At 65.5% G+C, this 13,247-nt stretch carries 14 protein-coding genes; 6 read left to right on the top strand and 8 right to left on the bottom strand.

Annotation, left to right across the window (positions count from 1 at the left end; genetic code table 11):
* Positions 1-12 precede the first annotated feature (12 nt).
* The 8 genes from ACQP1G_RS08040 to ACQP1G_RS08005 form a co-directional block, all read right to left on the bottom strand.
* Positions 13-438: an acyl-CoA thioesterase gene (locus ACQP1G_RS08040; protein WP_433200225.1), complete on the bottom strand. Its 426-nt coding sequence runs from the start codon at positions 436-438 to the stop codon at positions 13-15.
* 53 nt (positions 439-491) lie between these two features.
* Positions 492-1,310, bottom strand: a complete 819-nt coding sequence (locus ACQP1G_RS08035) for an alpha/beta fold hydrolase (RefSeq protein WP_433200222.1) — start codon at positions 1,308-1,310, stop codon at positions 492-494.
* Between the two features lie 78 nt (positions 1,311-1,388).
* Positions 1,389-1,967: a TetR/AcrR family transcriptional regulator gene (locus tag ACQP1G_RS08030; protein WP_433200219.1), complete on the bottom strand. Its 579-nt coding sequence runs from the start codon at positions 1,965-1,967 to the stop codon at positions 1,389-1,391.
* An 11-nt stretch (positions 1,968-1,978) separates the two neighbouring features.
* Complete coding sequence (locus ACQP1G_RS08025) at positions 1,979-3,445, bottom strand: FAD-dependent oxidoreductase (RefSeq protein WP_433200216.1); 1,467 nt, start codon at positions 3,443-3,445, stop codon at positions 1,979-1,981.
* A 20-nt stretch (positions 3,446-3,465) separates the two neighbouring features.
* Entirely contained in the window at positions 3,466-3,972 is a 507-nt protein-coding gene (locus ACQP1G_RS08020) for a carboxymuconolactone decarboxylase family protein (RefSeq protein ID WP_433208276.1), read from the bottom strand.
* 19 nt (positions 3,973-3,991) lie between these two features.
* Positions 3,992-4,864, bottom strand: a complete 873-nt coding sequence (locus ACQP1G_RS08015) for an NAD(P)-dependent oxidoreductase (protein WP_433200213.1) — start codon at positions 4,862-4,864, stop codon at positions 3,992-3,994.
* Positions 4,861-5,613, bottom strand: a complete 753-nt coding sequence (locus ACQP1G_RS08010; protein WP_433200210.1) for an SDR family oxidoreductase — start codon at positions 5,611-5,613, stop codon at positions 4,861-4,863. The genes ACQP1G_RS08015 and ACQP1G_RS08010 overlap by 4 nt, the downstream gene beginning before the upstream one ends.
* Positions 5,614-5,644: 31 nt before the next feature.
* A complete protein-coding gene (locus ACQP1G_RS08005; RefSeq protein WP_433200207.1) occupies positions 5,645-7,102 on the bottom strand; it encodes an aldehyde dehydrogenase in 1,458 nt (485 codons plus the stop codon).
* 367 nt (positions 7,103-7,469) lie between these two features.
* Here ACQP1G_RS08005 and ACQP1G_RS08000 point away from each other — a divergent pair, with 367 nt between their 5' ends.
* Genes ACQP1G_RS08000 through ACQP1G_RS07975 form a run of 6 tightly spaced genes read left to right on the top strand, consistent with a single transcriptional unit; the run spans position 7,470 to position 13,122 of the window.
* Positions 7,470-8,675, top strand: a complete 1,206-nt coding sequence (locus tag ACQP1G_RS08000; RefSeq protein WP_433200204.1) for a cytochrome P450 — start codon at positions 7,470-7,472, stop codon at positions 8,673-8,675.
* A gap of 1 nt (position 8,676) precedes the next feature.
* Positions 8,677-9,483, top strand: a complete 807-nt coding sequence (locus tag ACQP1G_RS07995) for an SDR family oxidoreductase (protein ID WP_433200201.1) — start codon at positions 8,677-8,679, stop codon at positions 9,481-9,483.
* Positions 9,480-9,695 carry a ferredoxin gene (locus ACQP1G_RS07990; RefSeq protein ID WP_433200198.1) on the top strand — a complete coding sequence of 72 codons (216 nt, stop codon included), beginning with the start codon at positions 9,480-9,482 and terminating at the stop codon, positions 9,693-9,695. Before ACQP1G_RS07995 ends, ACQP1G_RS07990 begins: the two co-directional genes overlap by 4 nt.
* Positions 9,695-10,246: a nuclear transport factor 2 family protein gene (locus ACQP1G_RS07985; RefSeq protein ID WP_433200195.1), complete on the top strand. Its 552-nt coding sequence runs from the start codon at positions 9,695-9,697 to the stop codon at positions 10,244-10,246. Before ACQP1G_RS07990 ends, ACQP1G_RS07985 begins: the two co-directional genes overlap by 1 nt.
* Positions 10,246-11,484 carry a hypothetical protein gene (locus ACQP1G_RS07980; RefSeq protein ID WP_433200192.1) on the top strand — a complete coding sequence of 413 codons (1,239 nt, stop codon included), beginning with the start codon at positions 10,246-10,248 and terminating at the stop codon, positions 11,482-11,484. The genes ACQP1G_RS07985 and ACQP1G_RS07980 overlap by 1 nt, the downstream gene beginning before the upstream one ends.
* A gap of 12 nt (positions 11,485-11,496) precedes the next feature.
* Positions 11,497-13,122: an acyl-CoA synthetase gene (locus ACQP1G_RS07975; RefSeq protein WP_433200189.1), complete on the top strand. Its 1,626-nt coding sequence runs from the start codon at positions 11,497-11,499 to the stop codon at positions 13,120-13,122.
* Positions 13,123-13,247 lie beyond the last annotated feature (125 nt).

The following is a 13,247-nucleotide window of genomic DNA, read 5'->3' as shown; positions in this document are numbered from 1 at the left end:
GAACCCTTAGAACTACTCCCGCTGGCTGAGGCCGAAGACCGTCGGATCCGCCGCGAGGTCGCGGAAGTAGCGCGCTCCGTCAGGCACCAACCGCCGTTCGGTCAGATCGAGCAGGCCGCCGACGCCGATGATCTCCGCGGAGACCGTGCCATCGGTCTTGCGGATCTCCTGGATGGTCTGGTGGGTCTTGCCGTCCCAGACGAAATCGCAAGTGACCGTGACCTCGTCGCCGACGAACAGCTCCTGTTTGAAGGTGAGCGTCGCCTGCAGCGCGATGGGGCCGACACCGGCAGCCAGCAGCCTTTCCTGGGACAAGCCACCCTCCTGCAGACAGGCCCAGCGCGCCCGTTCCGCGTATTGCAGATAAACGGCCTGGTTCATATGCCCATTGCCATCGATATCCTCGGGCGACACAGTGATCGAGAGAGCGAATCCCATGCGCGGATGGTAGCGGCGGGGTACGACAAGAATCCGCCGCTACCGCCCTGAGCTCACGCTTTGATGAAGTCGATGATGTCGGCGTTGAGCTGCGCGGCATGCGAGATCATGATGCCGTGCCCGGTAGCCGGGTATTCCTTGTAGATATTGCCCGGGATCAGATCCTTGATCACCCGCCCGCACAGGTCGATGGGTGCCGAGGCATCGGCGTCACCGTGAATGACCAGCGTAGGCAGCGTGACCGCGCGCAACTCGTCTCGGAAATCGGAGTTGAAGATCGTGTACATGATCTCGTCCGCCGCCAGCAGCGAACAGTCCATGCACTTCTGGACCATCCACGCGATCCGCGCGGAGGACACCTGGTTGCCCAGATGCGTCGCGAAGAACGCCTGGGCGTTCTGCTCCATCCAGAGCGGACGGTCGGCGGCGCGGGCCGCACCCACCGCGTCGAAGACGGCCTTCGGCACGCCGTTCGGGTTGTCCGCGGCTTGTGCGAGGAAGGGCATGGTCACCGAGACCAGCGCGATCCGGCTGATCCGGTCGCTGCCGTGTCGGGTCAGGTACCGGATGAGCTCACCGCCCGCCATCGAATGCGCGACCACGGTGACCTCATGCAGATCGAGATGCTCCAGGAATGCGGCCAGATCCGCGGCCAGGGTGTCGTAGTCGTACCCGTGCCCGACCCAGTCCGACTTGCCATGGCCACGCCGGTCGTAGGACAGACACCGCAGACCCTGCTTGGACAGCGGCAGCATCTGCAGCTCCCACGAAGTGCTGCTCAACCAGCCACCGGCCATGAACAGCACCGGTTGCCCGGAACCCCACTCCTGGTAATGCAGCGTGGTGCCGTCGTGCGATTCGAAGTAGGGCATCGGATTCTCCAATCATCAGGTGCCCCACCATCATTGCGCCCACCGATAATGAAGTCGATTACCTCTCGAGTAAGTGCGCTACCTCAGGATGAGCAGTGCCGACTTCTCGAGGCGATCGGCGATATCGGAGTACGATGCGTAGCCCATGCCCGCCCGGACGAGGGCACCCGCGTAGAGCAGTTCCAAGGATTCGACGACGTCCGGGTCGGCGTCCGGGCCGAGCGCACGCATGAGGCGTTTGCGGATTTCGATGCCGATGCGGGCGCGCAGGTGGGCCACATCGGGGTCGCGGCCGAGCAGTGCGCTGGTCACCGCACCCGAGAGTTCCTGTTCGTCGGCGACCAGCATGGCGATATTGCGGAGTTCGGCGACGACCCGGACGGTGGGGTCCGGATCGTCGCTGACCGGTGCCGAATTGGCGAACAGGCGGCGCCAGAAGATCTCGGCGACGAGGTGTTCCTTCGAGGAGAAGTAGGTGTATGCCGTGGCGGTGCCCACACCGGCCGCTGCGGCGACCATGCGGATGGTCATCCCCGCAAAGCCTTCGCGCGCAAGCACTTCCACTGCGGCCCTGGTGAGCTTGTCGACAGTGTCTGCCTGCTTCTCGGTGAGGCGACGCCGAGTCGCCTCCAGGATGATGGACTCGCCTTCGGACATGTGTCTGGATCCTACTTTGCGGCGGCGCGACCGGCACGTCGGCCATAGAAGCTGCCGTCACCGAGGGACGCGCCACTGACATAGCCACCGGCACACAGTCCGGAGGTGCAGCGGCCCGCGGCGAACAGGCCGGGAATCGGTTCACCGGAGACATGCAGTACCCGCGAATCGAGGTCGGTACGCAATCCGCCGAGGGTGAAACCCGCGGTGAATCCCCGCATGTCGAATGCCGCGAGCGGAGTCCCGATCGGCTCGACCCACTGCGGCTTCTTACCGAGCAACGGATCCTTGCCGTCGGCGGCGTGCAGGTTGTAGCAGTCGACGGTGCCCTGCAGGGTCCGCTCCGGCAGGCCCATATCCGACTCCAGCTCCGCGACCGTCTCCGCCGCCCAGGTCGGCGGCTGCCGGAAGAACGGCGTCGATGTGACGGTGGCCAGCGCGGCCTCGAGCGCCTGCTCGTCGATGACCAGATACGCCTGGTTCTCCTGCTGGATCAGTGTCGCCTGGCCGATCCGCCCCGGATAGGTGTCCTCCGGGATGTAGCGCTGGCCGCGACCGTTGACCAGAATGCCGCGCGCCAACATCTGCGGATCGCCGAAGAACGCCACCTCGGTGGCATCCATATGCGCCAGCTCCGCACCGAGCGCCTGCGCGACCAGGATGCCGATGCCGTCGTGTTCCTCGATCGCGGCGGCGGGGCGGCCGATCAGCCGTGGCGCATAGGCCTCGATCATCTGCTGGTGGTAGGCGAAGCTGCCGGTGGCGAGTACGACCCCGCGCTCGGCGCGGATCGCGACCTCCTTGCCGAAGTGCGTCGCGATGAGTCCGACCACCCGATCGGTGTCGTCGACCACCAACCGCCGGATCCTGGTGTCGTATTCCACCCGGACACCGAGACTTTCCGCGGTGTCGGCAAGCGGCTTCATCAGCATGTAACCGCCGCTCTTGGCGCCGATCTTCTTATCGGCCATCTGCGGAATATGGCCGCGCGGAGCGGGTTTCGCGATCGCATTGAACGGCGCGGCATTCTCGCCGCCGGAGTACATCAGCCCCTCGTCGTGCGGCGGCTCCCAGCCGGGCTCACCCCAGAACTCCTGTTTGAACGGCACACCGCACGAGACCAGCCAGTTGTAGTGCTCGACGCTGTTCTGGCAGTAGTCCGCGATCTTGGCCTTGTCCTGCCCCGGCCCGAGCGCGGCCTGCAGGAACGTCTCCATATTCTCCGGTGTGTCCTCGAAGCCGAGGGCCCGCTGCAACGGCGTGCCGCCACCCATATAGATGAACCCACCCGCCATGGCTGCCGCACCGCCCCAGCCGCCGGTGCGCTCCAGGATCAGCACGTCGGCACCCGCACGAGCGGCCTCGATGGCGGCGCAGACACCGGCGATGCCGTATCCGGCGACGACGACGTCGGCCTCGACATCCCATGCGGAGATCGCGCTGGCACGCAGCGGCCGAATCTTTGCGGCATCAGACATGTTTCGCGTTCCTTACTGCTCTACTCGGAAGGGACTGCATCAGACTGCACCGGATCGGCGGACAGCGTCTCGTCTTCGGACAACACCGGCGATTCGGACTCCCGCACCTGTTCGGCCTGCTTGCGCGCCGCCTTTTTCTGTTGGGCGACAATCGTTCCCACCAAGATGTCGAGTTTGGTGCCGCTGGGCCAGCCGACGTAGTAGCACAGAAATAACGCGATCTCGTGCAGCTCGGCCTCGGTGAGTTCTTTATTGCGCAGTGCCGCACCGATCTGGATGCCCGCCGTATCCTGCAGCCCCTGGGCGGTGAGGGCGCCCAACAGGATCAGCCGCCGGTCACGGATGCTGAGCCCTGGCCGCGACCAGATTTCGGCGAACAGATGATCGGCCGTCATGGCGAAGTGGTCGCCGGGATAGTTCTGGAATTCGGTGCCGTAGACCTCGGCCATCTTGGCCAGTCCGCGCTGACGCACCTCGTCGATGGATCCGTCCGCACGCCCACCCGTCACCCGGCCACTACCCTCCATCGAATCGCTACGCGATGGTTCACTCATCAGTTCTCCCTTTCTGTGGCACGCCGAGCCCGGCCCCGAGGCGGTCGAGAGCCAGCTCGGCCAGCGGCAGCTCGACGCCGAGTCGCGCGCCGAGTTCCAAGGCCAGGCCGAGATCCTTCTCGCCGAGATCGCGCACATGGCTCAGAATCGGCAGCCAGAAATCATTCGGCTCGATCGGCGTGGTGCGGTCGCGCAGCATGATGGCGCCGGGGCCGCCGGTGACCGCGTCGGAGTGCCGAACAACCTTGCCGAGCACGGTGATATCGATATCCGCCGCCTCGGCGAGGCGCTGCGCCTCGGTGGCGGCGGTGAATGCGATGAAGTGCAAGAGGTTGCGCGCCAGCTTCATCCGGGTGCCAGCACCGACCGGTCCGGCGTGCACGACCAGATCGGCGAAGCATCCGAACGGGCCGCGAACCTTCTCGAATGCGGTGTCGGTGCCGCCGACCATGACCGCGAGCTTGCCGCGCGCGGCACCCTGGGCTCCGCCGCTGATCGGGGCGTCCACCAATTCGACCCCGCGCTCACCACATTCACCCGCCAGCACTTCGGCGGTCCGGTCGCTGATCGTGGAGTGCACAGCCACCACGGTTCCGGGCGCGGCGGTCCGCAGTAGGCCGTCCGGCCCGGTGACCACCGCCCGGACCTGCTCGTCATCCAGCACGGTCACCGATATGACGGCGGCCTTCTCGGCGAGCTCCGCCGCGGAATGGGCCGAGGACGCACCGGCTTCGGTGAGCGGTAGTACCGCCTCCGGGCGCATATCGCAGACGGTGAGTCCGCCGGACCAGGCCAGCAGGCTCTTGGCCATCGGTGCGCCCATATTTCCCAAACCGATGAATCCGACCGGCAATTCAGCATTCATGACCGGAACACTTGTCCGCCGTCGACATTGAAGATCTGCCCGGTGACCCAGCTCGCCTCGTCCGAGAGCAGGTACAGGCAGGCGCCGACCAAGTCCTCGGGCGTCCCCATTCGCTTGAGCGGCAACCGTTTCACCATATCGTCGACGATCACGCTCGGTGTCACGGCTTTGGTGGCCTCTGTGTCGATCGGGCCGGGGGCGATGGCGTTGATGCGGATCTTGGAACCGCCCAGTTCGAACGCCAACTGCTGGGTCAGACCGTTGATGCCGACCTTGGCCAATCCGTAGAAGCTGGAGTATGTCCATGCGGCGGTGGAGGATTGGTTGACGATCGACCCGCCGCCCGCCTTGACCATGTACTGCCACACCGCGCGGGTCATATTCAGCGCGCCGTCCATATTCACGCTCATGAACTTCTTGTAGTAGTCCCATGGCACGCTGAGCAACAGGTTGAGCTTCATCTCGCCGTAGATGGCGGCATTGTTCACCAGATGGTCGATCGCGCCGAATTCGCGGACGGTCAATTCGGCGAGGGCGGTGGCCGATTCCGGATCGGCGACATCGACCTCGCCGAAGATGGCGGTATCGCCCGCCGCGGTGATCTCCGCCGCGACCGCCTTACCCCGCTCGGTATTCAGATCGGCGACAACGACATTCGCGCCCTCGTGGGCCAATGCCTTGGCGTATGCCGCACCGATGCCTTGGGCGGCGCCGGTGACGATGGCGGTCTTACCGGGAAAGCGGGTCATGAAATCAGCTCCTCTGCAGCTGTACTCGGGTTTATCCGGCGGTCGCGATGAGTTTGGTTTCCAAGTACTCCTCGAATCCGGCGACGCCCATCTCCCGGCCGATGCCGGATTGCTTATAGCCGCCGAACGGTGCGTCGGCCGAATACCAGACACCGCCGTTGACGCTGAGCGTGCCGGTGCGAACACCGTTGGTGACATGCCGAATTCGGTCGGGGTCGGTGCCCCACACCGAACCGGAGAGCCCGTACGGGGAGTCGTTGGCTATCCGGATCGCATCGTCGTCGCCGTCGTACGGAATAACCACGAGCACCGGTCCGAAGATCTCCTCGCGGGCGACCGTCGCGGTATTGGGCACATCCGCGATCAATGTCGGTTCGATGAAGTAGCCGCGCTCGCGGCCCGCCGGGCGGCCGCCGCCGATCACGATCCGGCCGCCTTCGGCGCGCGCGATCTCGAGATACCGCTCGACCCTGGCCCGCTGCCGCTCGGAGATCAACGGTCCGCAGACGGTCCGCGCGTCGGTCGGATCGCCCGGCACGATGTCCGACAGCGTGCCCGCGGCGGCCTGGACCGCTTCGTCATACGCCGAACGCGGTACCAGCAGCCGGGTGGTCAGCGCACACCCTTGTCCCGCGTGCACGGCCACCGAAAACGCCGCCACCGCACAGGCTCCCGCGATATTCGCATCGTCGAGCACGATGAACGCCGATTTACCGCCGAGTTCGAGGAAGGCCTTCTTCAATGTCGTCGCCGCACCGGTCATGACCGCTTTACCGGTCTGTGTCGAGCCGGTGAAGCTGACCATATCGACCCGCGGATCCGCGGTGAGCTGCGCGCCGAGACCGTGATCGGTGGAGGTCACGATATTGACCACACCGGGCGGGATATCGGTCTGCTCGGCGATGATCGCGCCGACGACCGCCGCACACCATGGGGTATCCGGCGCGGGCTTGAGCACTACGGTATTTCCGGCCGCCAGCGCGGGACCCAGTTTGGCGAAATTGATCTGGTGCGGGAAGTTCCACGGTGTGATGGCCCCTATCACGCCGATCGCCTCGCGGCGCAGCACGCGGTGGCTCGCGATGCCCATGGGCGTCGCGGTGCCGAGATCGGTTTCCCAGCTATAGGTTTCGGCCAGCGACGCGGAATAGGACAGATCCGCGACCGGACCTTCCAGCTGCGGCCCCCGGGTCAGCATGGTCGGCGCGCCCGCCTCGGCGATGGTGATCTCGCGCAGCTCATCGATATCGGCCTGCAACGCGGTGCGCAACTGTTCGAGGCAGCGGGCGCGGAAGGCGTGATCGCGCGACCAGTCGGTGTCGTCGAATGCCGTGCGCGCGGCCGCGATGGCCGCGTCCATATCCGCGCCGTTCGCGTTCGCGGCCTGACCGATGACCTCCTCGGTCGCCGGGTTCACTGTCGCGAAGACGCCGTCCCCACCGGTGACCAGTTTGCCGCCGATCAGCAGGCGCGAACCGTCAGCGGGCACAAGACCAGGCCCACCCGTCGCCCGAGCGCCACCCCGCGTCGAACCGCTCCGCGATACTGCATTCATAAGGCTCCGATGCTGTCTGGACAGGTGTACGGAATATAGTCTCGCCATGCGATGCGACGCAAGAACTCGTTCCAAAACAGCGCCCCAGAACCAGCCGGATCGCACCCGAAGCGAACGACGGCGCACTATGCGAACCGAACCCGTGCACGCACCGCGACAACGCGAGATTGTTCTGGGAAAGCACTGTCGATCCGGCCGAGCTGGTGGTACCGTCCAGACACATGTCCAGCTATGTGTCTCCCATCGATGACGCGACACCGGTCACCGATGAGAACTGGTTCTCGAATTCTGGGTTATCGCGATGACGGCCGCCTCACTCGAGCCGCTGACTTTCGACCCCTACGACTACGCGTTCCACGAGGACCCGTACCCCACCTACGAGCGGCTGCGCACCGAAGCGTCGCTCTACTACAACGCCGACCTGGATTTCTGGGCACTGTCGCGGCACGCGGACGTGACCGCGGCCTTCCGCGACAGCGTCCGGCTCTCCAGCGCCAACGGCGTCTCGCTGGATCCGGCGGCCTGGGGACCGCATGCGCACCGGGTGATGTCGTTCCTGGCCATGGACGATCCGCGGCATATGCGCATGCGCCGCCTCGTCTACAAGGGCTTCACCCCCAAGCGCGTGGCCGAGATGGAAGATCGGATCAGGGAACTGACGCTCTCCTATCTCGAACCGGCCCTCGCGACCGGATCGTTCGACTGGATCGATGAGGTCGCGGGCAAACTCCCGATGGATGTCATCTCCGAACTGATGGGCGTGCCCGAGGCAGATCGCGCGGAGATCCGCAGGCTGGCCGATCTGGTGGTGCATCGCGAAGACGGCGTCCTCGATGTACCGATGGCCGCCGCGCAGGCATCGATCACACTCATCACCTACTACGCCGACATGGTCGCCGAGCGAAGGCGCTCCCGCACAACGGATCTCACCTCGGCACTGCTGGACGCCGACATCGACGGCGACACCCTGACCGATGAGGAGATCATCGGCTTCATGTTCCTGATGGTGGTGGCAGGTAACGAGACCACCACCAAACTCCTTGGTAACGCACTGTATTGGAGCGCACGGAATCCGAGCGAATACGCCAAGGTCGTCGCGGAGCCCGAGCTGGTCACCGACTGGGTCGAGGAGACGCTGCGCTACGACACCTCCAGCCAGCTGGTCGCGCGCTGCGCCGCCGTGGATATCGACCAGCACGGCCACACCATCCCGACCGGCGGGAAAGTGCTGCTGCTGATCGGTTCGGCCAATCGGGATCCGGAAGTCTTCGCCGACGGCGACAACTACCGCATCGGACGCGCCGACAAGGCCGGACTGGCGAGCTTCGGTGCAGGCGTGCACTTCTGCCTCGGCGCGCATCTGGCTCGGCTCGAGGCCGGTGTCGCGCTGCGCGAATTCGTCTCGCGGGTGCGGTCCTACGACGTCGCCGACACCGGCATCGTGCGGGTGCACTCGACCAATGTCCGCGGTTTCGCCAAACTCCCCATCGTCGTGGAGGCCAACTAAGATGCCACGGTTCGAACCCAATCCTGCTCGCCGACCGGCGATCGTGGCCGGAGCCTCCTCCGGGATCGGCGCCGCAACCGCACAAGCACTCGCCGAACTCGGGCACCCGGTCGCACTCGGAGCGCGCCGGGTGGATCAGTGCGAGGCGCTGGCCGCCAAGATTCGTGCCAATGGCGGCGAAGCCTTCGCCCACCAGCTCGATGTCACCGACGCGGCATCCATCGACGATTTCGTCGGTGCTGCCGAAGAAGCCCTCGGGCCCACCGAGATCCTGGTCTCCGGTGCGGGTGATATCGAATTCTCGCTGGTGCACGAGATGGAACCGGAGCGGTTCCTGCAGCAGGTGCAGGTGCATCTGGTAGGCGCGCACCGGCTGGTGCACCGGGTGCTGCCGGGCATGATCCGCAGGCAGCGCGGCGATTTCGTCTTGATCAGTTCCGACTGCGCCGAGGACCCGCGCCCGCGTACCGGTGCCTACAGTGCGGCCAAGGCCGGGCTCGAGGCGATGGTTCAGCAGATGCGAATGGAGCTGGAGGGCACCGGAGTTCGCGCCTCGCTGGTGCGGCCGGGTCCGACGCTGACCGGTATGGGCATGAATTCCACCCCCGAGGTGGTCGGCCCGTTGCTGGAGGACTGGAAGACCTGGGGATTCGCCCGCCACCCGTACATGCTGCGCGCCACCGACCTCGCCGCCGCGGCCATTGCCGTCGTCTCCGCGCCGCGCGGCGCACATCTGGTGCTGATCGAGGTCCAGCCGGAGGCGCCGCTGCGGCCGTCACCGGATTCGAATGACGGGAGCCAACAATGAGGATCATCGCCGATCTGGATCTATGTCAGGGACACGCCGTCTGCCAGGACGAAGCACCATCGACTTTCACCGTGCCCAAGCGCGGCAAGGTCGAAATCCTCGACCCGACACCGGGTCCCGACGCACGCGCGGATATCGAACGCGCCGTGCGCTACTGCCCGACCCAAGCGCTGTCGATCCGCGAGGACGAACCGGCGAAAGGAACACGGTAATGCCAGATTTCGACCGCGCCGAACTCGATGAGATGGTCCGGCGCTGGATCCTGGAGAACCAGCGCTGCGAAGAAAAGGGCGATTGGAAGCCGCTCGCCGAGATGTATACCGAAGACGCCACCTACGGTTGGAATTACGGCCCGACCCAGGAATTCATGGCCGTCGGGCGGGCGGAGATCCGGGAACTGGCACTCGGCCAGGAGATGGAGGGGCTGGAGGGCTGGTCCTATCCATATCAGCAGTTCGTCATCGACGAGCGCAGCGGCGATGTCATCGGCTTCTGGAAGCAGGTCAGCGATAACAAGCGCCCCGACGGCCGCAACTACAGTCCCGAGGGCATCGGCGGCAGCTGGTTCCGCTACGGCGGCAACTACCAATGGTCCTGGCAGCGTGACTTTTTCGACCTCGGCAATGTCTCGCAGCTGTTCATGGAGATGATCCAGAACAACGCGCTGACACCCGGTATGCACAAGCGCATCGCGCGTTCGGTCTCCGGAAAGCCGCTGGCGGGCTGGTATCGGATCGGCGACGCCCCGGTTCCGCTGTGGTGATGTCGAGCTTCGAGCGGCTGTCGCGGGCACAACTGGCGACGCTGGTGCCCGAACTGCTGCTGTGCGGGCATCTGATCGATCGGTCCGGAATGGCACACTCCATTGCGGCATTCGGCCGCGAGGGCATGACGGCGGTCGCCATCGAGGAGTGGCAGCTCGCCAGTCCGGTCTACACCCGCCGCATGCGCACCGCGCTCGGCTTCGACGGCGATGACGTGCCGACGATCTTCAAGGGCCTGCAACTCGATATCGGCGCACCACCGCAGTTCATGGACTTCCGGTTCCGCGTCGAGGATCGCGATCACGGCGAGTTCTGGCTCGATCACTGTGGCGCACTGGCGGATGTGGAACCGCTCGGCGAGGACTTCGTGGTGTCGATGTGCCACGACATCGAAGATCCGACCTTCGACGCGACCGCCCTCGCCACCAATCCGCATGCCCAGGTCCGGCCGATCCACCGGCCGCCACGCCACCCCGCCGACCGAAAACCGGTATGCGCGTGGACCGTCACCATCGACCCGGCGCATATCCCGCCACCGACCCCGCCCAACGCCGAGGTGGTGGCGAACTCCCGGGCCGCACTGCTGGAGCTGTCCCCGATCGATAGAGACGATCCCGGCGACAGCGACTACGCGGGTCCGCTGCTCAGCGATCTGCGCTTTGCCGACTTCTCCCGATCGGCACTGGTGCGGATGGCCGACGAGATCTGCCTGCAACACCATCTGCTCACCATCGGATTCATGACCGCCGTGCGCGCCAGGGCCGCCGATACCGCGACGGATATCGGCCGCAAACAATTCACGGGGATCGCCGGACTCACCTCCGAGCGGATGCGCACCGCACTCGGACTCGGTGACGGTCCGGCCGCACTGGCCGAGGTATTGCGGCTGCACCCGGCATGGAACCCGCTGTCGTACACCGGCATTGATGTATCGAGCACCGACGAGACGGTGCGACTGCGGGTGCCGTGGCACAGCTGTGCCAACACCGATCGCACGTGGCCGTCGATGCTCGATCCCGACCACCTCGGACCGCTGGAGGCGATGGTGCGCGGCGTGAATCCGCGGTTCTACGTGCACTCCACCACCGCGGACGAGCGGCACTGGACCGCCGAGATAGCGCTCGCCGCAACTCCGTTCACAGAGGCGACCGAGGTGGCCATTACCCGGATCAGCACCGGCGCCGCCTTCACCTTCACCGACCGCGGCATTCCGCTGCCGCTCACCGTCCTTCGATGAGAGTGAATTGCCATGTCCCACAACTTCGCCGACCTGTTCGAGCATGCGGTCGACGCGATGCCGGAGCGTACCGCCCTGATCGAAGGCGATCTGGCACTCACCCTCGCCGAACTCGACGCTCGCGCGAATAGGCTGGCCGACCATCTCGGCTCGATCGGCGTCGGCCCCGGCACCCACGTGGGGTTCCAGATGCACAACGGCATCGAGACGATGACCACTCTCATTGCCTGTTTCAAAGCACGAGCCGTCCCGATCAATATCAACTACCGCTACGGGCTCGAAGAGCTGCGCTACCTCTACGACAATGCCGACCTCGAAGTGCTGGTGTGCCATGAGACATACGCCGACGCGGCGCTGCACGCACTCGTCGATATCCCGTCGATCCATGTCCTGATCGTCGACGACAAACAACCCACCCCCATCGACACCGACGCCACCACCCCGGCAACGCTGCCCGCGTCCTACGAGCAGGCACTGCTCTCGGGCTCCCCCGCCCGTCGCACCATCGATCGCACCCCCGACGACCTGTTCATGATGTACACCGGCGGCACCACCGGTCGTCCGAAGGGCGTCATGTGGCGGCAAGAGGATATGTGGCGCGTCCTCGGCGGTGGCATCGACTTCTATACCGGCGAACCGGTTTCCGACGAATACCAGCAGTCGCGCGTCGGCGCACAGGGCGAACCGGGCACCTGGTTCGTACTCCCACCCCTCATCCACGCCGCCGCGATGATGCCGACCTTCACCGCCCTGTGGTCGGGCAATGCGGTCATATTCGAGCCGAAATTCGATGCGCACCGAATATGGCAGGTGGTCGAACAACGTCGCCCGCAGATCATGGTGATCACCGGAGATGCCATGGCACGCCCACTGATCGACGCCTACCGCGCCGCACCGGTGGACGCCACCTCCCTGGTCGCCATCGCCTCCGGTGCCGCGCTGCTGTCACAGCCGGTGAAGAACACACTGTTGGAACTGTTTCCGTCGTCGGTGGTCTCCGATTCGATCGGCTCCTCCGAAACCGGTTTCGGCGGTATCGGTTTCGCGCAGAAAGACGACAATCCCGCACGCGGTCCCCGGGTGCACAGCGGCCGGGGCGCGATCGTCGTCGACGATGCGGGACGGCAGGTCGCACCGGGTGCCGAGGGCTGGCTCGCCAAGACCGGCGCGGTGCCGATCGGCTATTACAAGGATCCGGAGAAGACCGAGCGGCTGTTCAAGACGGTCGACGGCGCGCGGATCGTGGTGACCGACGATCGCGCCAAGGTCGAGGCCGACGGCTCGGTGACGCTGATCGGTCGCGGCAATATGGTCGTCAATACCGGCGGCGAGAAGGTCTTCGTCGAGGAGGTCGAGAGCGTGGTGAAGGCGTACGAGGCCGTCTACGACGCGGTGGTGATCGGGGTACCGCACCAGCGCTGGGGGCAGCAGGTAGCGGCGGTGGTGTCGGTCGTGGGCTCCGAACCGGTGGATTTCGCCGCGCTGGAGCGCCATGTGCGCACTCATCTCGCGGGCTACAAGGTGCCGAGGCAGATCTGGGTCGCGGAGGTGGTCACGCGCGGCCCGAGCGGTAAGCCCGACTACCGCTGGGCCAAGGAATTCGCCGCGGGCCGAACACCGGACCATCGGGTGGATTGAAGATATCTCGGCATGCATTCAACCAGGTCATCCCCGCGAAGACCCTGGCAGTCGCAATGAGAACGTGTTCTAATTCGAGGATATCCGCCGTCGTTGCGAAGAAGGTCCAAATGAGCGAACGAAGT

Origin of the sequence: Nocardia sp. CA-107356 (assembly GCF_050946365.1) — a bacterium.
Lineage (GTDB): Bacteria > Actinomycetota > Actinomycetes > Mycobacteriales > Mycobacteriaceae > Nocardia.
This window is presented reverse-complemented; position numbering and strand designations above follow the sequence as displayed.

What these genes read in the sequence shown, in the direction of transcription:
- ACQP1G_RS08040 (WP_433200225.1), bottom strand. Translation starts at nt 438, where the DNA reads ATGGGATTCGCTCTCTCGATCACTGTGTCGCCCGAGGATATCGATGGC.
- ACQP1G_RS08035 (WP_433200222.1), bottom strand. Translation starts at nt 1,310, where the DNA reads ATGCCCTACTTCGAATCGCACGACGGCACCACGCTGCATTACCAGGAG.
- ACQP1G_RS08030 (WP_433200219.1), bottom strand. Translation starts at nt 1,967, where the DNA reads ATGTCCGAAGGCGAGTCCATCATCCTGGAGGCGACTCGGCGTCGCCTC.
- ACQP1G_RS08025 (WP_433200216.1), bottom strand. Translation starts at nt 3,445, where the DNA reads ATGTCTGATGCCGCAAAGATTCGGCCGCTGCGTGCCAGCGCGATCTCC.
- ACQP1G_RS08020 (WP_433208276.1), bottom strand. Translation starts at nt 3,972, where the DNA reads ATGGAGGGTAGTGGCCGGGTGACGGGTGGGCGTGCGGACGGATCCATC.
- ACQP1G_RS08015 (WP_433200213.1), bottom strand. Translation starts at nt 4,864, where the DNA reads ATGAATGCTGAATTGCCGGTCGGATTCATCGGTTTGGGAAATATGGGC.
- ACQP1G_RS08010 (WP_433200210.1), bottom strand. Translation starts at nt 5,613, where the DNA reads ATGACCCGCTTTCCCGGTAAGACCGCCATCGTCACCGGCGCCGCCCAA.
- ACQP1G_RS08000 (WP_433200204.1), top strand. Translation starts at nt 7,470, where the DNA reads ATGACGGCCGCCTCACTCGAGCCGCTGACTTTCGACCCCTACGACTAC.
- ACQP1G_RS07995 (WP_433200201.1), top strand. Translation starts at nt 8,677, where the DNA reads ATGCCACGGTTCGAACCCAATCCTGCTCGCCGACCGGCGATCGTGGCC.
- ACQP1G_RS07990 (WP_433200198.1), top strand. Translation starts at nt 9,480, where the DNA reads ATGAGGATCATCGCCGATCTGGATCTATGTCAGGGACACGCCGTCTGC.
- ACQP1G_RS07985 (WP_433200195.1), top strand. Translation starts at nt 9,695, where the DNA reads ATGCCAGATTTCGACCGCGCCGAACTCGATGAGATGGTCCGGCGCTGG.
- ACQP1G_RS07980 (WP_433200192.1), top strand. Translation starts at nt 10,246, where the DNA reads ATGTCGAGCTTCGAGCGGCTGTCGCGGGCACAACTGGCGACGCTGGTG.
- ACQP1G_RS07975 (WP_433200189.1), top strand. Translation starts at nt 11,497, where the DNA reads ATGTCCCACAACTTCGCCGACCTGTTCGAGCATGCGGTCGACGCGATG.